This window comes from Psychrobacter cibarius (assembly GCF_016107535.1).
Lineage (GTDB): Bacteria > Pseudomonadota > Gammaproteobacteria > Pseudomonadales > Moraxellaceae > Psychrobacter > Psychrobacter cibarius.
In genome coordinates this window covers 260,220-279,668 of the sequence record NZ_JABASQ010000001.1, presented here as the reverse complement: position 1 = coordinate 279,668, position 19,449 = coordinate 260,220, and the positions used below count along the sequence as shown (strand labels likewise).

The following is a 19,449-nucleotide window of genomic DNA, read 5'->3' as shown; positions in this document are numbered from 1 at the left end:
TTAGCCTTCCTCATTTTGATTCATTTGGGCATACTGAGCCATAGCAGCTTCGATTTTGCTACGTGATGGCTTACGGCGTACCGAGGTATAACCCACTGTTTCGCCGCGACGAATGTTCGGCACAACGGTCGCATAGACCCAATAGTGACTACCATCTTTGCATAAATTCTTAACGTAGCCATGCCATTTTTGCCCAGCCGCTGCGGTATCCCACAAATCTTTATAAGCGGCTTTTGGCATATCAGGATGGCGCAAAATAGATTGTGGCTGACCAATAAGCTCATCAACGCTGTAGCCACTGATTTCGACAAAAGCATCGTTGACGTGAGTCAGCACACCATCCAAATCGGTGCGAGATACAATCAGCTTGCCATCAGGATAAGGGCGTTCAATACCAGTATCATAGACAGTCCGTGATGTACCATCATAATAAGTCAGAGTAATCTGCTCAGCGGGCATATCAGGCTTATGTGCATCAGGGATTGGAGAACCCATCGTAATCTCCTTTATTTATCGTTATATTTATAATGATTAAAAAGCCAATCTGGTGTGGTAGTTGTCGATAACATCAGGTTGCCTTTCAGCTCAGTCGTCGTCCCAATATTTATCAGGCTATTATTCCATACAAATAATGTGTGCCATCTTAAATATTTTTTATGAGACAGTCACTTCATTTTGATTTAAAGTCATATTTATCAGTCGCGCTATGTGCTATATGACGTTAAATAATAAAAAATGTGTTATCGACAAAAATCCAAATTTACCAATTAGATAAGTTTTGCAAGGGCTTCTGAGGCACGCTTGATATCTAAGAATATCAAACCAAGTTTTGCATTCGGTTTTGCCATAATGGTAAGTACCGCTTCATCTCCAGATGAGGTCATAATCACGTAGCCTTTTTCACCTTGAATCATAATACGATCGATACTACCACGTGCCAACTCACGACCTGCGCGGTCACCCAATGACAATAAAGCCGCTGACATAGCGCCAACACGGTCTTCATCAACGCCCGTTGGTAGTGCTGAGGCAATCATCAGACCATCGTTAGAAATAAGGGCAGATGCTTCAACATCGGCTGATGAGCTGTTTAGGTCTTCCAAGATTTGCTGGAATGAATCTGTACGCATATCGCTTTCTCTATGACGGGTTATTCAATTAATCAAATAACAGTTAGTAATGGTGGAGAATAAATGTTGACTAAGTCGGCTATTATAAACCCTTGCTGTTAATATTGATATACATCAGCTCGAGCAAAAAGCCAAGTTTTTGGGTTTTTTATACCGTTTGGTGTTGATTATTGACCCTTCGTCTTTACTTAACGGTTATCAATACACAAATTTCCATTAATATTTGATTTATTGACCGATTAGAAAAACGAAAATTTTTTAGTAATACAGGACTATTTTTAGCACAATCAATGAGATCTGTAAGCTCATCAGTCGGTGTCTCAAGGTGCTATGCAAAGGCGCACTCTAGACTGTGCCAATAAAAATCGCTTATAACTTTTCATGATGGTGATATTTACTAGACTTATACGCCTCAAAAATGATATATATTATGGGATAAAAAATGTTCTTGTCTCTGAATGTGGCATCTAGGCATAAATTCAGTCAGCTTTTTTAATCCCATTTGTCTCTACACAAGCCAGCGTGTCGGGGCAATTTCAGTTTTACACCAGTGTCTACAATCCTCTCGTTTGTTGTCATACGATGTGACATCGGTGTAAGTAAGCACGATCACCATTTTTACCCTAAGGAAAAGATATGAGTATCAGTCAGGCCATCGAAAAAGTCGAAGCGCGTTACGCCCATCAACCTGAATTCGTTCAAGCGGTAAAAGAAGTTGCAATTACGATTGCGCCGTTATACGACGCCCACCCAGAATATGATACTTTTAAGATATTTGAGCGCCTCGTTGAGCCTGACCGCGTTATTGCTTTTCGTATTAACTGGGAAAATGACCAAGGTGAAGTTCAGGTTAACCGCGGCTGGCGTGTCCAGTTCAGCAATGCGTTAGGTCCTTATAAAGGTGGCGTGAGATTTCATCCGACTGTCAACCAATCTGTTTTGAAGTTTTTAGGCTTTGAGCAAATATTCAAAAACGCTTTGACTGGATTGCCAATGGGCGGCGGTAAAGGTGGCTCTGATTTTGATCCCAAAGGCAAAACAGACAGTGAAATCCGCCGTTTTTGCTATGCCTTTATGCGTGAACTACATCACTATGTGAATAAAGACATCGATGTACCCGCTGGTGACATTGGCGTGGGTGGGCGTGAAGTCAGCTATATGTTTGCTATGTATAAGAATTTAACGCACGAATACGGCGGCGTTTTGACCGGTAAAGGCGTTGGCTTCGGTGGTAGTTTGATGCGTACTGAGGCGACAGGTTATGGCGCGGTGTATTTCTTAGAAAACATGCTTACGGCGCAAAATGACGATATCAAAGGTAAAAGAGTATTGGTTTCAGGTGCTGGTAACGTCTCATTACATGCTGCTGAAAAAGCCCATATGCTGGGTGGCATCGTCGTCACTGTGTCAGACTCACAAGGGACTTTGTATGATGAAGCGGGTCTGAATCAAGAAAAAATTGATTGGCTCAAGGCGCAAAAAGCAAAAAGCAAACCGTTGGCTGAGTACGTCGATGTTTATGGTGGAGAGTGGTTTGCGAAGCAAAAGCCGTGGCAATTCAAAGGCGATATCGCGATTCCATCTGCGACGCAAAACGAAGTCAATGAAGAAGATGCCAAGCTCATGGTGGAAAATGGCATCACATACGTTGTCGAAGGTGCCAACATGCCATTGACTGCTGAAGCCATCGACTATATTCGTTTGCACCGGGTGCATTATGCCCCAGGTAAAGCCGCCAACGCGGGCGGTGTAGCAGTCTCTGCGCTTGAGATGTCACAAAACTCAGTCCGTCAGTATAAGAGCTTTGAGCAAATCGACTTGCGCCTCAAAAATATCATGAGAAATATCCATGACTGCGCAGCTGATGCCTCAGAACAGTATGGTCAAACGGATAATGGCTATATCAACTATATGGCTGGTGCAAATATCGTTGGCTTTAAACGAGTTGCCGATGCATTAGTTGCTTACGGTATTTTAAACTAAGCATTTTTATCATAGCCACCTATTAACGAATAACGCGTCTGTTTTAACGATAGGCGCGTTTTTTATGGATGAACCCTACCGTGAACAGTCAAAGTGGTTTTTATGAAGTGATACGATTGACCTATTGATAATGTGTGTTTTTTAAAAGATAATAATTTTAGAACACTCAATAAGATTAATTTTGTGGAGACCGTTATGAGCAAGATTTTCAAGCCATTTTCGCTAACGACTTTGGGTACTCGTGCTGCAGTAGTAGTGGGTGCGGCTATGTTAACTACGACAATCTATGCCTCTACGCAGCAACCGCTAGCAAGTGAGGTGCAAGCCGCCAAAGCCAGCAGAATAAGCTTACAACAAGCAATAAATATTGCGGCGAAAAAGTCATCTGGTCTATTGATGAGTGCCAGCTTTGATCACGATGATGATAAAGCGCAAGGCGGTGTGTATGAGATGGAATTTGTAACCAGTAGCCGAAACTATGAAATCAAAATTGACGCCATGAATGGTAGAGTGATTAGTACGGATGTGGAACGATTAGACAGTGATGATCTGGTAGATTATAAGGCACTTAAACAAGCGAAGATTGATGTTAAACAGGCAATGAAAATTGCTGAAAAACAATCGGGCGGCCGTGTTATCGAGATTGAGTTTAAAAACGACCGAGATTATAGTGATCATGCGTCCTATTATGAAGCTGATATCCTCAAAGGTAATAGTATCGTTTGGCTAAATGTTGATGCCAATACTGGCAGTGTATTCAACAATAAGTTTAAGAAATAGCTAAGTAAGTTAGACATACATACAGATAGATAGACAGACAGACAGGTATCGCTAATAGTCGTTTTTCTTACTACTCAGTTTTTTGAAAATGGGATAGCAAAGCTGTGCATTTATTTTTAAAAAAGCCCCAATCATTCAATGACTGGGGCTTTTTTAATGTGAGTAGTTAGATAAGTTCGCTATACCGTCTCACGCCACTTGCCTTGAACCATAATGCCGTTAATAGGGTTTAGTCCCATCTGATAAGCCAAATCCGCAGGGCGGGCGATATCCCATAGGACTAAATCTGCATCACAGCCAATCTCTATTTTGCCTTTATTAGACAATCCCAGCGCTTGTGCTGCATAAACAGTTGCCCCTGCCAGTACCTCTTCAGTGGTTAAGTAAAATAGCGTACAGCCCATGTTCATCGCAAGCAATAATGAGGTAAGCGGTGAAGTGCCAGGATTACAATCAGTAGAAATAGCCATGGGTACTTGGTGTCTTCGTAATGCCTCAATAGGTGGCAACTTGGTATCCCGCAGGGTATAAAATGCACCGGGCAATAGAACGGCAACGGTATCACTGGCCGCCATTTTTTTGATGTCGTCTGCTGATAAATGCTCTAAATGGTCGCTTGATAACCCTTTATATTCGGCAACCAATGCACTTCCGCCTATGTCAGATAATTGCTCAGAGTGCAGTTTAACTGGAATGTTTAATGAGCGCGCGACTTCAAAAACGCGTCTGATTTGCTCAGTGCTAAAGGCAATATTTTCACAAAAGCCGTCGACCGCATCGACTAAACCTTCTGAATGTAGTATCGGTAGCCAATCGCACACTTGCTCGATATAGTCATCCGAGCGGTCCTGCATGTGAGATTTGTATTCAGGTGGTAGGGCATGCGCTGCTAGATAAGAGGTGCTCACATGGATATTGTGCTTGTCACCAAGCTGGCGAGCAACCGTGAGCATTTTGCGTTCAGTATCTAAATCTAAGCCGTAGCCCGATTTGATTTCGATACTGGTCACGCCTTCTTTCATCAGTGCAAGCAACCGTTTTTCACTTTGTGCAAATAGCGATTCAATATTGGCAGCGCGGGTGGCAGTGACAGTTGAGACGATACCGCCACCTTGTGCCGCAATGTCTTGATAACTAGCGCCTTGCAAACGTGCCTCAAACTCGTTACTGCGATTGCCACCATAGACGATATGAGTGTGACAGTCGATAAGTCCAGGAGTTATCCATTTACCATCTACGTCTGTGATTTGGTGGTCTTGATAGTGAGTCAGATGAGCAGTGATTTGATTGTGCTCACCAATCCAAGCAATGCTGCCATTTTTAATACCGATAGCAGCATTGTTTAATTGACCATATGGGATGCTATTTGTATGTTCATCTGTAGACATGCCAAAACCATACTGCACTGAAAAAGTCGCAAGATTGGCATTGATAATGATGTGGTCAAACGATGTTAGGATGTCTTTATCATCTGTAGTATTGATAGATTTGTCGAGTATCTGTGCGCTAGAGTTGTTCATAATAAGCTCCTGCTTAATACTGATAGTCAGGTGAATATATAAAATTTATCTTTAAAGTTTTATTCATAAGTCTTTATTTGTAGAGTCAGTAAATGCTGCTCTATAATAGTCGCTAATAGTCTTGCCGCAACTTTGCAGCTACGCGCATCAATATCAAAGGTGGGATTAATCTCGGCAATGTCGGCCATTTTTACTTTACCAGTAGCCATAATGGTTTTTACCATGCGTTCAACAAAACCAAGCCCAATACCATAAGCCGCTGGGGCACTCACACCGGGCACAACACTGGCAGGCAAGCAGTCCATATCGATGGTCAGATAAACCACATCAACTTGATTGATAAAGCTTATAACCTGATCGGCAAGTATCTGCCAAGGCTGATAATGGCAGTCTTCATCACTGATGATATGCACGCCCAATTGCTCAGCACGATCAAACAGCGCCGCCGTGTTAGAGAACCGACTGACGCCAATGCAGCAATAATGAAAGGGCTGAACATGTGCGTCAAGATGCTCGGCAATTTGGCGAAACGGTGTACCAGAAGTCGCCACATCAGATTGACGAATATCAAGATGGGCGTCAAAATTAATGATGCTGATGGTAGGCGTGGCATTTGCTTCGCTTTCATTTTCTAATGCCTGCCACAATCCCAAAAAGCTACCATAAGCGATGGCATGACCACCGCCAAGCCCGATGGGTAAGCCGCCTTGTTTGACGATAGCGCTCACTTTATCCGCATATTTGAGCTGAGCTTGCTCAAGAGTGTGCGCAGCAAAGTCATCATCGTCATGACAATAGATATCGCCTGCATCACCTAGCAATGTTGCCAGTTGATTGTCATATCGTATTTGCAATGGCGCAATGACTGGCAGTGTCGCAAACGCTCGGCGAATCAGCGGCGGGGCAGCTCGTGCACCCACGCGGCCTTGATTGCGCCTAACCCCTTGATCACATGCAAAGCCGATTAGCCCAATATTTTGATCCTCGTAAGGCTGAGCAAGCTGGTACCAATAGCGGGCACGCGTAGTCTCAAATGGCTCTGCACGACCTGTCCACTCGGTCATGTCAGCAGGTGTATGGCCAATGGGTGTGGTATTCGGTGCTGTTGTTATCGCTATTGTCATCACTGCTCTCCGCACATCAATATTTATTTAGACTCGTACCAATCGCTGCGTAGTGACTGCCAATGTTCAGCAAGCGTACCGTCTAATACCAACTGCTTGGCCGCTTCGATATCAGGCGCTAGGTAGCGGTCTTTATCATAGAAAGTCACCTTCTCACGCAGTTTCTTATGTGCCACTGTTAAAGGCTCTGAAGTCTCTAATCCGCGATGAAAATCAATCCCTTGACCGGCAGCCAGTAGCTCAATACCGATGATAGTGGCAGTATTCTGTGCCATCTCATATAGGCGGCGTGCGCAATAGGTCGCCATAGACACATGATCTTCCTGATTGGCGGAGGTCGGGATACTGTCAACGCTACCCGGATGAGCGATAGACTTGTTTTCTGAGGCAAGCGCGGCTGCGGTCACATGGGCGATCATAAAGCCTGAGTTCACCCCAGCATTGTCGACCAAGAACGGCGGCAGACCACCTGACAGCGTCGCATCGATTAGCAAAGCGACACGGCGCTCAGACATAGAGCCAATCTCGGCGATTGCCAAGGCCAGAATATCAGCGGCAAAAGCGACTGGCTCAGCATGGAAGTTACCACCTGAAATAGCGACTGGGCCATCTTCATTATTAAAAATAAGTGGGTTGTCGGTCACCGCATTGGATTCGATTAGTAGCGTTTTACCTGCTTGATTGATGATATCAAGACAGGCACCCATGACTTGCGGCTGACAACGCAGGCAGTAAGGATCTTGTACTCGGTCATCCTGCTCGCCGTCATGCGAGGCGCGAATCGCACTGCCTTTAATGAGTTGACGGTGTGCTTTGGCGATTTCAATTTGACCATGATGCCCACGTACTTCGTGAATACGGGCATCAAATGGTGAGTCCGATCCTTTGGCAGCATCAATCGACAGTGAGCCTACAATGGTGGCGGTCTCCAGCAAGTCACGCGCTAAGAAATAACCCCGTAATGCTAATGCTGTTGAGACTTGCGTGCCGTTGATAAGTGCGAGGCCTTCTTTGGCTGCAAGAGTAATAGGCTCAAGTCCATGCTGAGCTAGGGCATCAGCGGCAGGCACTTTTTTACCACCAACAAAGACATCGCCTTCGCCCATCATCGCAAGCGTCATGTGTGACAAAGGGGCTAAGTCACCAGAGGCGCCAACTGATCCTTTGGCTGGGATATTTGGCGTGATTTGGTTGTTTATTAAGGCCAGTAAACTATCTACTACCTTGCGGCGTACACCAGAGAAACCTTGTGCTAGGCTGGCCACTTTCATGACCATAATCAGTCGTACTACGCCTGCAGGAAGTGCTTCACCAGTGCCCACTGAGTGAGAAACGATCAGGTTGCGCTGAAGTAGCTCAAGTTGGTCGTCACTGATACGCGTCTTTGCCAAGAGGCCAAAGCCCGTATTGATACCATAGGCGCTTTTGTCTCGGGCAATAATCGTACGCACATCTTCATGTGAGGCATCGATGGCCTTATAAGCACTCTCGGGCAGTGTCAATATGACAGCCTGCTCGTAGATATCACGTAGCATTTTAAAGCTAAGCTGGCGAGGGTGTAGCGTTAATTGTTTGATATCGTTCATAGGGGTAATCCTAGTTGCATAGTTATCTGGCTATTTATTTTTATAAAGTAAAATGATTCGAATTATTTAATCATCGGCAAATTTAGACCATAATCTTTCGCTGTTTTGATCGCTAGCTCATAACCTGCATCGGCATGACGCATAACCCCTGAACCGCAATCGTTGACCAGTACCCGTGCTAAGCGTTTGGCAGCGGCATCAGTACCGTCTGCGACGATGACCATGCCTGAGTGCTGCGAGTAGCCCATGCCAACGCCGCCGCCATGATGCAATGACACCCAAGTGGCACCACCTGCCACGTTGAGCATACCATTCAATAATGCCCAGTCAGATACCGCATCTGAGCCGTCTTTCATGCTTTCTGTTTCGCGATTTGGACTAGCCACTGAGCCTGTGTCTAAATGGTCACGACCAATGACAATAGGGCCTTTTAGCTCGCCGTTTTTGACCATTTCATTGAATGCGAGCCCTGCTTTGTCACGCTCACCCAATCCTAACCAGCAGATACGGGCAGGCAAACCCTGAAACTGAATGCGCTCTTTTGCCATATCTAACCAGCGATGGATATGTTGATTTTCAGGGAACAGCTCTTTGATTTTTTGATCGGTTTTGTAGATATCTTCTGGATCGCCTGACAGCGCCACCCAGCGAAATGGGCCTTTACCTTGGCAAAACAGCGGACGAATATAAGCGGGGACAAAACCTGGGAAATTAAAGGCATCTTTAACGCCTTCATCAAAAGCCACCTGACGGATATTATTACCATAATCAGTCGTTGGAATGTCCATTGCTTGTAAATCTAGCATCGCCTGTACGTGTACGGCACAAGACTGAGCGGCGGCTTTGGTTAATGCTGCATGTTGCCCTGAATCTTCTTGGGCAGCTTTCCATGCTTCCACTGTCCAGCCACTTGGTAGATAGCCATTGATCAAATCATGCGCTGAGGTTTGATCGGTGACCAAATCAGGCTTCATGCCACCATCGTGCGCACGCTTGACCATCTCAGGTAAGATGTCTGCTGCATTACCAAGTAGGGCAATAGAGACCGCTTCACCTGCGTCGGTATGCTGTTTGATGAGCTCGTAAGCATGGTCGAGATCATCGGCTTGCTTATCGACATAACCAGTACGTAAGCGGAAATCGATACTAGACTGTTGGCACTCAATGTTCAGTGAAGTTGCCCCTGCAAAAGTAGCCGCAAGTGGCTGCGCGCCGCCCATGCCACCAAGACCAGCGGTTAAAATCCAACGTCCTGCCCAGCTACCATCATAATGCTGACGACCTGCTTCTACAAAGGTCTCGTAAGTACCTTGGACGATGCCTTGGGTGCCAATATAAATCCAGCTACCCGCGGTCATTTGACCATACATCATCAAGTCTTTGCGATCGAGCTCGTTAAAGTGCTCCCACGTAGCCCAGCGTGGTACAAGGTTAGAGTTTGCAATCAATACGCGCGGCGCATTTTCGTGTGTTTGAAACACGCCAACAGGCTTGCCTGATTGCACGAGCAACGTCTCATCGTCTTCCAATTCTTTTAATGACGCTAGGATTTGATCATAGCTTTCCCAATTGCGGGCTGCGCGTCCGATACCACCATAGACCACGAGGCTTTTTGGGTTCTCAGCCACATCAGGATGCAAATTGTTTTGCAGCATGCGATAAGGTGCTTCGGTCAGCCAGCTTTTGCAATGTAGAGTATTGCCAGTGGGCGCGGCGATTTCGCGGCTCTCATCACGGCGAGTCAGCTTAGTCTCTTTATTGGTTCCATGGTCAGTAGTCATTATCATATCCTTGTGATATCTGTTAAGACGATAAAGTAATCAAAGTAAGTGTTTTACCGTCAGTCTATAAATTCAGCGAAATATTGATTAGATGACGCAGATTTTTTAGCACTGTCGTAAAGTTGTATATACAAATTATCAAAGATACTTTTTTCATGCAAGCAATTTTTTATAAATGACTCAATTATTTTTATGAGGATTTTGGTAGATAGATAAATGTCACAGTGTTTTGACAAGGTTCATGACGTTATCTCGTGATATTATGGCGCTACTCTTATTGGTGAAATTAACGGTTAAACACGGACATGACAAAGACGATTCCGGCATATCAGCGCATAAAAAACGCCATATTAGACAATATTCACTCGGGTAAATGGCAAGCGGGTAATGCAATTTCTACAGAAATGGCGTTGGCAAAAGAGTTTGGCGTATCGCGTATGACGGTCAATCGCGCTCTAAAAGAGCTGAGCGAAGAGCGAGTGCTAGAGCGTCGGCAAGGGTCGGGGACGTTTGTCGCCCAGCAGCAGTTCAATCACACTTTTGTAGAAGTGCGTAATATCGCGCAGGATTTAAAATCTGCCAACCGTGATTATCAGGCGCAAGTGGTGAGTAAACGCATACTTACGGCTGCGATGTTGGATGATGAATTACGGCGTAAATTTGATATTAATGAAGTAGCTGTGTCTTCTAATACAAGCGCTAACACAAACGCTGATACAACCGTGATGGATGACAGTACTGGCGCAGATAGTAGTAGCGACGTTGCTGTTTTATACGAGGTAAAAATCATTCACTTTGCGGATGGTCAGCCCATACAGTTCGAAGAGCGCTGGGTGGATGCGCAAAAGGTGCCAGAATTTATTGAGCAGGATTTTAGTGTGGTCAATACCAGTGATTATCTCATTGCCAAAAGTCCACTAGAGCGTGGTCGCTATACCATTCGTGCACTAGCGGCACCAGATGAGATTGCCGCGCTACTGCAAATCGCACCGCAATCGCCGACATTGGTATTGCGTCGTCAGACGTATTCAGCAGGTCGAGTATTGACCTTTGTGAAGATGTGGCATGCAGGCGATCGCTATCAATTCTCCGGTGAATTATAATAGTCTTACGCATGCTCACTGTTTTTGTACGTTTATTCTTTCTGAAGTGCGTTAGTATACGAATAAATGGCTATTTAATCGGCAATAATAACGTTAATATCTGCCTAAAAAATGTCCAAAAATTCAAAGATAATATAGAAACAGTATTGAAAAATATGCTGATCATCCTCAAATCGAGCAGCCAAAGCTAAATAATGCGGCGCAAATACTTTATTATAGTATTTGCCTGTGCTGGTCTTATCCTTATTTGTTGCTATGGTTTTATTGGCACGATACCTTTTTGCATTATTCATTCACTCTTATAAGGACGTCTTATGAAACGTCGTACTCTTTTAGCACTTGCCGCCAGTACTATGCTACTTGCCGCTTGTGGTCAGTCTACTACCAATGAAGCAGAAACCAATGCGACAGACAGTGCCGCGACGGGTGGCTCTGATTTGCTGCAACGTATCAATAATGGTGGCACCATCAACGTCGGTACAGAGGGTACTTATCCGCCATTCACTTATCATGATGAGAGTGGCAAGCTAACTGGCTATGATGTCGAAGTGACACGTGCGGTTGCAGATAAACTAGGCGTAGACGTCGAATTTAAAGAGACCCAGTGGGATGCTATGCTGGCAGGTCTTGACTCAAAACGCTTCGATATGGTGGCCAATCAAGTAAGCTTGACCACGCCTGAGCGTTTGGCTAAGTATGACAAAGCCATGCCTTATAGCTGGTCGGGCGCGGTTGTACTAGCACCGACTGATGACAATCGCTATAGCTCGTGGGAAGGTTTAAAAGGTCTGCGTACTGCGCAATCACTGAGCAGCAACTATGGTGAGCTTGCAGAACGCTACGGCGCAGAAATCGTCCCTGTCGATGGTATGGCGCAAGCGATTCAACTGGTTAAGCAAGACCGTGCTGACTTCACGATGAATGACAATCTGGCAGTATTGGATTATCTCAAAAAATTCCCAGATGCAGCACTTGAAATCAAACTGACAGCGCCTGCGAGTGAGCAGACTGGTTCAGGTTTAGTACTCATCAAAGGGGATGACGCTGTGGTGGCAAAACTAAATGAAGCAATGGCCGCATTAGCAGCCGATGGGACGCTGACCAAGCTTAGCGAAGAGTTCTTTGGTGCTGATATAAGTCAACAAAAATAATGCTAGCGTCTATCACGTCAATGCTAGCTGAGTTACTGGCACTACTACCATTTATGGATCCTGCGCGGGCGCAAATTGTCATCAATTCATTTTGGCCAATGCTCAAAGGCGGTATTTATTATTCGATACCGCTGGCGTTGATCTCATTTGCGATTGGTATGTCTATTGCGCTGACAGTAGCGCTGATTCGTATCGTACCGCGTGCTGGCTGGTTCCATGAAATCATATACAGATTTGCCCGTATTTATGTGTCTGCCATTCGCGGGACACCAATGCTGGTTCAGCTATTTATTATTTTCTATGGCTTGCCAAGTATCGGGGTAAAGCTTGATCCTTTTCCCTCAGCGATTATTGCCTTTTCGCTCAATATTGGCGCGTATGCATCGGAGACGGTGCGTGCCTCTATTTTGTCGATTCCAAAAGGGCAGTGGGAAGCAGGCTCGACCGTAGGCTTGACGTATCTACAAACCTTTCGCCACGTGATTTTGCCGCAAGCACTTCGGGTGTCAGTACCCCCGTTATCCAATACCTTTATTAGCCTAGTAAAAGACACCTCTTTGGCGTCATTGGTATTGGTGACTGAGCTATTTAAGCAGGCGCAAATCATCACGGCACGTAACTATGAATTTATGTTGGTCTACACCGAAGCGGCGATTATTTATTGGGGTATTTGTCTGTTCTTAACCTTTATTCAAGGTAAGCTTGAAACCAGACTTGATCGCTACGTGGCGAAATAAACCCTTGATAATGGGGGCAGTATAGGATGGTAATACCGCGTCGATAAGCGTGTGTTATTAGCAAACAGATATCAGTACAACAGGAAGCTTTATGATTCAAGTCACTAATATTCACAAAGCTTTTGGTGGCAATCAAGTGCTTAAAGGCATCGACTTGACCATCGAAAAAGGCAAGGTAGTGGTGATATTAGGACCGTCAGGGTCTGGTAAAACCACTTTTTTACGCTGCTTGAATGCGCTGGAAATTCCTGATCAAGGCATCATTGCTTTTGATGATGGTAGCTTAACGGTCGACTTCGCTACCAAGCCTAAGAAAAAAACATTGCTGGCGCTGCAGCGTAAATCAGGCATGGTATTTCAATCTTATAACTTGTTTCCACACAAGACCGCGATTGAGAATTTAATGCTTGGGCCGACGGTAGTGCAAGGGCAAACTAAGGCGCAAGCACGCGAACAGGCACTGGCATTACTTGATAAAGTAGGCTTATCGGATAAGGCAGATCTGTATCCGTTCCAGCTCTCTGGTGGTCAGCAGCAACGTATTGGCATTGCTCGTGCACTGGCTATCAAGCCGTCATTATTATTATTTGATGAGCCAACGTCTGCGCTCGATCCTGAATTGGTACAAGATGTACTGGGCACGATGAAGCAACTGGCATCTGAAGGCTGGACGATGGTCGTTGTGACTCATGAGATTAAATTTGCTCGTGATGTGGCAGATCATGTGGTGTTAATTGAGGATGGTCATGTGGTCGAAGAAGGGAGCGCTAAGCAGATGTTCGAAGTGTCTACTCATCCACGTACGCAGGCCTTTTTGCAGCGTATTGAACAGTAATATCATCAAGACAGTCCAAGTTATTTAGCAACCGTCTATGGCATAAATACTTACCTCTAAAGCAAAGTGTCAAGCAGAATAAAGCCCCGACTATATCGATATAGTTGGGGATTTTTTCGTTTGATAATACAGATATAAAAATATTTAAAATAATCAAAAGTCACCACTAAATTCTTTGTCGTCTTTTTAGCCAGCGTGGTACGCGAGTGGCAGTGCCTTTTAATATGGCATTAAATAAAGCTGCCAGTAAGATTAATACCACGCCCACATATTGAATCCAAGATAAGGATTGATGCAGTAATAGTATGGCAAGGGCAATGGCAGTCAATGGCTCAAAAATCGTAAATACTGATGCACGAGTGGCAGGTAATTTCTCTAATGCTTTCATATAAAGGGCAAAGGGCACGACGGTTCCAATCAAAGACAACCCTAAGGCATAGCCCCAAGTATGTAAAGGTAAGTTCAATAACTGCCCATAGGTTTGATAGGTTTCAGGTAATAATAACAGTACACCAGCACTGATGATAATAGAGGTAAAAAACACCAAAGGCGCAGGGTGTGCATCGTGCATCGCGCGCTTGCCCAGTACCCCGTATAAGGAATAACAGACGCCTGCTAGCAGTCCTAATAGGATGCCCCAGTTGACTTGCGCTTGCTCACCCAACATCGTCAATCCAACACCAAATACCGCCATGAGCGCCAGTAATGCCGACTGGCGAGTGATAGATTCATCAAGCAAGAATGCCGAAAACAATAAGCTAAACACAGGTGCAGTATAAAGCAAGGCAACCGCAGGGCCAGCACCGACATAGATCACAGCAAAAAAGTAGCATACTGACATACCAAGTACGCCAATCAAAGACTGCAATGCCAGTCCAAGCCACTGCTTTCGACGAAGCTTGATAAGATGCGGCCATAATTTTGGTAGCATGACAAGAATAAGAAAAGCCGCGGTCACGATACGTAAGATCGTAATCTGCCAACCACTAAAGCCGATTTGATTGAGGTAGGTCGAAAATATCCCTAACGTACCCCAGCAGACCGCCGCCGTGATGATTTGAATGGTGCCTATCCATGACTGCCGTGCTGACATTACGCCATCGGTATTTGCCATATCGCTCTCTATTTTATTTTCTAGAAAATCCAAACAATAAGCTATGTCAGTTTTTTAGTTAAGGGTGTTTTTTTTGACTCGTCGCTCATTACTGTGCTGAAATAACAAAAGACAACCTTGTTAAAGGCTGCCTTTTGTTTGTTGTTTTCAGTCTATCATTAAAGCGTTAATTAAGTTCGAACACAAGTCAGTTAGACATAAAATTCAATTTATTTGAGTTAGAGGTACGCTTGTTTTTAGCTTATGTCTTTAGCTTATTATTCTTTGGTGTCATATCCCCCAAACTTAAGCATCAAGATTTACACTTGTAGTAAAAAATTCGTCAGCAAGCGTTTGGCACCTTCCGTCGCAAATGACTCTGGGTGAAACTGCACACCTTGAATGGGATAGTCTTTATGCTGTAGTCCCATAATCTCCTCACCTGCTAGCGCAGATTCGGTTAGGCTGAACCCAGCATGAGAATTATTGGCGACGACAGCTGTGACAGTCAAGCAATCTGGTAAGGTATCCGCTTTTACCATCAAGGAATGGTAACGCATGATTTCAATCTCTTGCGGCAATCCTTGATAAACACCCGCGCCATCATGGCGAATCGATGAGACCTTACCATGCATCGGCACGCTTGCCCGTACCACATCGCCGCCGAACACATGCGCAATCCCTTGCATACCTAAGCAGACACCCAATAACGGCGTCGTCTTACCCATGACTTCAATTACTTCGGCACAAATACCGAAGTAGGCAGGGTCGTCAGGAGCGCCAGGGCCCGGTGAAATGATAATGCGATCAAGATTCATGGCCTGTACATCTGCTAACGTTATCTCATTATTACGTTTAACAATGACGTTTGCGGCTTTATCGCCGTCCATCGTCTGTAAAATCTCGCCGATATATTGGTAAAGATTAAAGGTAAACGAGTCGTAGTTATCTATAATTAAAACATTCATGGGTTATCAACTCTTTGGCAAAATATACACAATTTACGGATTCATAAAGCTGTCTAAAACTACTTTCATGGCAGACAATTTACGCTGAATTTCTAGATATTCATCAGCAGGATTGGAGTCATAGACATTGCCGCCACAGGTTTGCGCATAAGCGGATTCGCCATTGATGAATAGGCTGCGAATAGGAATGGCAAAAATACAATCACCATTGAAATTAAACGATCCAAGTGCACCACCATAAGCACCGCGACCATCTGGTTCTAGCTCATTGATGACTTTAATCGCTTCAACTTTTGGTGCGCCTGACAACGTCCCAGCGGGGAAGTTGCTGGCAAGGGCGCTAAACATATCTTCATTAGGATGCAAGATTCCGACGATTTCAGACGAGATATGTTGCACGTGAGAGAAGCGTTTGATATCCATGAGACTACGTACTTTGACGGTGCCAAATTGTGCCACACGGCCGATATCGTTGCGATGCAAATCGACTAGCATATTGTGCTCGGCAATCTCTTTGGCATCGTTGAGCAATGCACGGGCAAGCTGTCGGTCTTCGATGACATCGACACCGCGCTTGGCAGTACCGGCCAGTGGATAGGTTTCCATCTCACCTTGGCGCAAGCGAAATAGCAGTTCAGGCGAGGCACCAATGATGCACTGCTGGGCAAATTTCATAAAATACATGTGCGGCGACGGATTGACCGACCGCAATTTCTCATAAATGGGCATTTTATCGCCGGCAATACGGTATTTGGATTTAAAGCCAACCTCACACTGAAAGATACGCCCTGAGATGATGTCTTCTTTGACTTGCATCACGACTTTGGCATGCTCTTCTTGACTCATGCCATCACCCAAAAACTCAACTGTAGGCGGCTCATAGTTTGGAATTTGCTCATCAAGTAGCGCTTTGATTTGCTCGATACGGTTTTCTTGCTGCGCAGTTGGATAGTAAAAGTAGAAAATCTCACCGGTCATCTTATCGAGCGTCAAACCATCCAAATATACGCCAAATTTAAACGGTTCAAAGTCATCGCTCGCTTTAGCATTGAGACTGGGTTCAAAGAAATTGACACTGTCGTAACCCAAATAACCGACAAGACCACCGCTTTGGTCGCGAGCAATGACGTGCTGTGGCGTAATTTTGCGCAGTAGCTCGTAAGGATTATCCGTTTGATAACGGCTAGTTTCAGCAGTTTTATTATCAGTAATCGCGAGGGTTGTACGATCGATGGCAGCAATGGTCATAACGGGGTCGAAACCAATGGCATGGTGGCGCGCCATATGTCCATCTTCGCCCAATGATTCGAGCAAATAACAAGTCTCAAAAGCGCGCTCAATACGTTTGAACAACGCAAAGAAATCAATATCCTGAGTGAGTTTAATGCGCTGTGGTTTACTAGGAATGTCAATAGCAGCAGGTTGGTTAGGTTTTGAGTTAGGAGAGGTCATAACAATATCCAAATTGGTTCAATGGTTGATCAAATAAAAAGTAAGACAAATTAAAACTCTAGTTTCTGATTAATTAGGCGGCCTTTTCAGCTGTGTCTTTTATGAATTTTTTCTATGAGTCATTAGTAAGGCACTCACATCATGAACTTGCATGGCTTTGGCGCCGCGCGAGACGGTAGCGATACCGACACCTAGCTGCTCGGATATCTCGCGCTGGGTGACACCGCGCTCAAGCAAGTCAAAAATGCGGATACGATTGGCAATTTCCTGCTGCTCTTTTTCCGTCAATAGCGCACTGAATAGTAGGTCGATAGCGGTGCTGTCATGACAACTGGCTAAATGGCTTAATAAGCTTTGATAAGGGTCTGTGCTCATAACATTCATCTTAATGGAAAAGAAAAGGGAAGCTTACTTCGTTTCAGTATTCTAGTACGATAGTACATAAAAGGCAAGTAGCCTATGTAGATGTTTTGCTACTGCTGTTAAATGGGTACTGTGTTTTGGAAGATGATTATTTATATAGGATGGATCCTACATTCATAAAGATAAAGCCAGCTAATCTTTATTAACTGGCTTTATCTTTATGAATGGTTAACAGCTCGTTTACAGACCCTAATTAAACGGAAGAGTGCTAACTGGCAAGTTCAATTTGCACCTGCCAATCCTCTATATCCAGCTCATAACAGTTTTTGCCTTCGCCATTGATGCGATCTATCACCAAAAAATCAGAGTCACAACCGAGGGCAAGTAGCGGATGATGCCAGACATTGGCATCGTATTGCACACCTTGATGAGATTGGACATAAAACACGGTCAAATCATCTGCAGACTGTGGCGGCGCACCAGCAGACGCAACGATGACGATATAATCCTGACCATTCATCGAAAAGAACGCTTGCGTGCCAAACGGATGATATTCCATTACCGATAAGGCAATAGGAAATTCACGCTTTTTGGCGCGGAAGATACTCATGCCGACATCGCCGCCGTCCAGTTTGGCTTCAGCGATGGCGTGATGGCGGCAGGCATAGCCTTTATTGATATGGTAGCTATTTTCAGGCGTCTGTGCTGCCTTGTCATAGGGTTCTATTACGGTGCCGTAGGGCGCAAACTCAGCTTTGGTTAAAGGTCTTGCAACGATCGTAGTCTTCATAAGAGTACTCATGACTTTGCCTTACTTTTGGTGATCACTGTTTATAATTGCTATGAGCCACTTTGCCATAAGCCCGTACGCGAATTAAATCAACATCTGGGAATAAATGACATATTCGAATGAACGATTATGCCGCTATATTGCTCATCGTTCTGAATGGTTTGTTGTTCTGGTTATTATTTACTGCGCAGGGCTTATCGTGCTGGGCGAATAAACGGCATATGACGATTCACGTCTTTGTATAGTAAGTATCTAAATGGACCAGGTCCGCCAGCGTAACAAGATTGTGGGCAAAATGCGCGTAGCCACATAAAGTCGCCCGCTTCCACTTCTACCCATTCACCATTTAAGTGATAGACGGCTTTACCTTCTAGGACATACAAACCATGTTCCATCACATGAGTTTCATCAAATGGAATCACGCCACCTGGCTGAAATGTTACGATATTCACATGCATGTCGTGACGCATATCCGACTGCTCGGTAAATCTGGTGGTTGCCCATACGCCATTAGTACCCGGCATCTCAATCGCTTCAACATCGTGATCGCTGGTTACAAAGGCTTCAGGCACTTCAATACCTTCACAGTGTTGATAAGCTTTACGAATCCAATGGAATTTAACGTGCTTGTCGCTATTGTTTTTTATCGTCCATTTGCAGCCGGGTGGTAAGAATGCATAACCGCCCGCTTCAAGATGATGCGACACGCCTTCGATAGTCATGTCCATTTCACCTTCAACGATGAATATAACACCTTCAGCGTTTGCATCTAGCTCAGGCTTTTCTGAGCCGCCATTAGGCTCAACTTCGACGATATACTGCGAAAAAGTCTCAGAGAAACCTGAAAGTGGGCGTGCAAGCACCCACATGCGCATACCTGTCCAAAACGGCAGATAGCTAATAACAATGTCGGTCAGTACACGTTTGGGAATAATGGCATAAGCTTCGGTGAAGATAGCGCGATCTGATAGTAATTGTGTTTGTGGAGGCAAGCCGCCAGTGGGTGCGTAATATGTACTCTTTGTTGACATTGTTGATGTTCCTTAGTGGTGT

18 protein-coding genes are annotated in these 19,449 nt (G+C 44.8%); 6 read left to right on the top strand and 12 right to left on the bottom strand.

Annotation, left to right across the window (positions count from 1 at the left end):
- Positions 1-495, bottom strand: a complete 495-nt coding sequence (locus JFC08_RS01220) for a PAS domain-containing protein (protein ID WP_055124629.1) — start codon at positions 493-495, stop codon at positions 1-3.
- Between the two features lie 272 nt (positions 496-767).
- A complete protein-coding gene (locus JFC08_RS01215; RefSeq protein WP_010201036.1) occupies positions 768-1,130 on the bottom strand; it encodes a roadblock/LC7 domain-containing protein in 363 nt (120 codons plus the stop codon).
- Between the two features lie 636 nt (positions 1,131-1,766).
- Between JFC08_RS01215 and gdhA the strand changes: the two genes are divergently transcribed.
- Both gdhA and JFC08_RS01205 read left to right on the top strand, forming a co-directional pair.
- Positions 1,767-3,113 (top strand): NADP-specific glutamate dehydrogenase, encoded by a 1,347-nt coding sequence (gdhA, locus tag JFC08_RS01210; RefSeq protein WP_055124628.1) that lies wholly within the window; start codon positions 1,767-1,769, stop codon positions 3,111-3,113.
- Between the two features lie 195 nt (positions 3,114-3,308).
- The gene (locus JFC08_RS01205) at positions 3,309-3,893 is read left to right on the top strand and encodes a PepSY domain-containing protein (protein ID WP_198329404.1); all 585 of its coding nucleotides are present in this window, start codon (positions 3,309-3,311) and stop codon (positions 3,891-3,893) included.
- A 179-nt stretch (positions 3,894-4,072) separates the two neighbouring features.
- On the opposite strand, the gene hutI is transcribed toward JFC08_RS01205, so the two are convergent.
- From hutI to hutU, 4 genes are all read right to left on the bottom strand, one after another.
- Positions 4,073-5,413, bottom strand: a complete 1,341-nt coding sequence (hutI, locus tag JFC08_RS01200) for an imidazolonepropionase (RefSeq protein ID WP_198329403.1) — start codon at positions 5,411-5,413, stop codon at positions 4,073-4,075.
- A 59-nt stretch (positions 5,414-5,472) separates the two neighbouring features.
- Entirely contained in the window at positions 5,473-6,537 is a 1,065-nt protein-coding gene (gene hutG / locus JFC08_RS01195; protein WP_198329402.1) for a formimidoylglutamase, read from the bottom strand.
- Between the two features lie 23 nt (positions 6,538-6,560).
- Entirely contained in the window at positions 6,561-8,123 is a 1,563-nt protein-coding gene (hutH, locus tag JFC08_RS01190) for a histidine ammonia-lyase (protein ID WP_198329401.1), read from the bottom strand.
- A 62-nt stretch (positions 8,124-8,185) separates the two neighbouring features.
- Positions 8,186-9,904 (bottom strand): urocanate hydratase, encoded by a 1,719-nt coding sequence (gene hutU / locus JFC08_RS01185; RefSeq protein ID WP_198329400.1) that lies wholly within the window; start codon positions 9,902-9,904, stop codon positions 8,186-8,188.
- A gap of 305 nt (positions 9,905-10,209) precedes the next feature.
- Between hutU and JFC08_RS01180 the strand changes: the two genes are divergently transcribed.
- The 4 genes from JFC08_RS01180 to JFC08_RS01165 all read left to right on the top strand — a co-directional run bounded on the left by JFC08_RS01180 (position 10,210) and on the right by JFC08_RS01165 (position 13,730).
- Positions 10,210-11,007 (top strand): UTRA domain-containing protein, encoded by a 798-nt coding sequence (locus JFC08_RS01180; protein ID WP_198329399.1) that lies wholly within the window; start codon positions 10,210-10,212, stop codon positions 11,005-11,007.
- A 314-nt stretch (positions 11,008-11,321) separates the two neighbouring features.
- Positions 11,322-12,158: an amino acid ABC transporter substrate-binding protein gene (locus JFC08_RS01175; protein WP_045444411.1), complete on the top strand. Its 837-nt coding sequence runs from the start codon at positions 11,322-11,324 to the stop codon at positions 12,156-12,158.
- A complete protein-coding gene (locus JFC08_RS01170; protein ID WP_276509871.1) occupies positions 12,158-12,895 on the top strand; it encodes an amino acid ABC transporter permease in 738 nt (245 codons plus the stop codon). Before JFC08_RS01175 ends, JFC08_RS01170 begins: the two co-directional genes overlap by 1 nt.
- A gap of 91 nt (positions 12,896-12,986) precedes the next feature.
- Complete coding sequence (locus tag JFC08_RS01165; RefSeq protein ID WP_198329398.1) at positions 12,987-13,730, top strand: amino acid ABC transporter ATP-binding protein; 744 nt, start codon at positions 12,987-12,989, stop codon at positions 13,728-13,730.
- Between the two features lie 166 nt (positions 13,731-13,896).
- On the opposite strand, the gene JFC08_RS01160 is transcribed toward JFC08_RS01165, so the two are convergent.
- The 6 genes from JFC08_RS01160 to JFC08_RS01135 all read right to left on the bottom strand — a co-directional run bounded on the left by JFC08_RS01160 (position 13,897) and on the right by JFC08_RS01135 (position 19,427).
- The gene (locus JFC08_RS01160) at positions 13,897-14,844 is read right to left on the bottom strand and encodes a DMT family transporter (RefSeq protein WP_198329397.1); all 948 of its coding nucleotides are present in this window, start codon (positions 14,842-14,844) and stop codon (positions 13,897-13,899) included.
- A gap of 299 nt (positions 14,845-15,143) precedes the next feature.
- Complete coding sequence (locus JFC08_RS01155) at positions 15,144-15,791, bottom strand: anthranilate synthase component II (RefSeq protein ID WP_198329396.1); 648 nt, start codon at positions 15,789-15,791, stop codon at positions 15,144-15,146.
- Between the two features lie 33 nt (positions 15,792-15,824).
- Positions 15,825-17,243: an anthranilate synthase component I family protein gene (locus JFC08_RS01150; protein ID WP_198329395.1), complete on the bottom strand. Its 1,419-nt coding sequence runs from the start codon at positions 17,241-17,243 to the stop codon at positions 15,825-15,827.
- A gap of 99 nt (positions 17,244-17,342) precedes the next feature.
- A complete protein-coding gene (locus JFC08_RS01145) occupies positions 17,343-17,618 on the bottom strand; it encodes a Trp family transcriptional regulator (protein WP_198329394.1) in 276 nt (91 codons plus the stop codon).
- Between the two features lie 256 nt (positions 17,619-17,874).
- On the bottom strand, positions 17,875-18,408 hold the full coding sequence (locus JFC08_RS01140) for an ureidoglycolate lyase (protein WP_227697569.1): 534 nt from the start codon (positions 18,406-18,408) through the stop codon (positions 17,875-17,877).
- A gap of 182 nt (positions 18,409-18,590) precedes the next feature.
- Complete coding sequence (locus tag JFC08_RS01135; RefSeq protein ID WP_198329393.1) at positions 18,591-19,427, bottom strand: bifunctional allantoicase/(S)-ureidoglycine aminohydrolase; 837 nt, start codon at positions 19,425-19,427, stop codon at positions 18,591-18,593.
- Positions 19,428-19,449 lie beyond the last annotated feature (22 nt).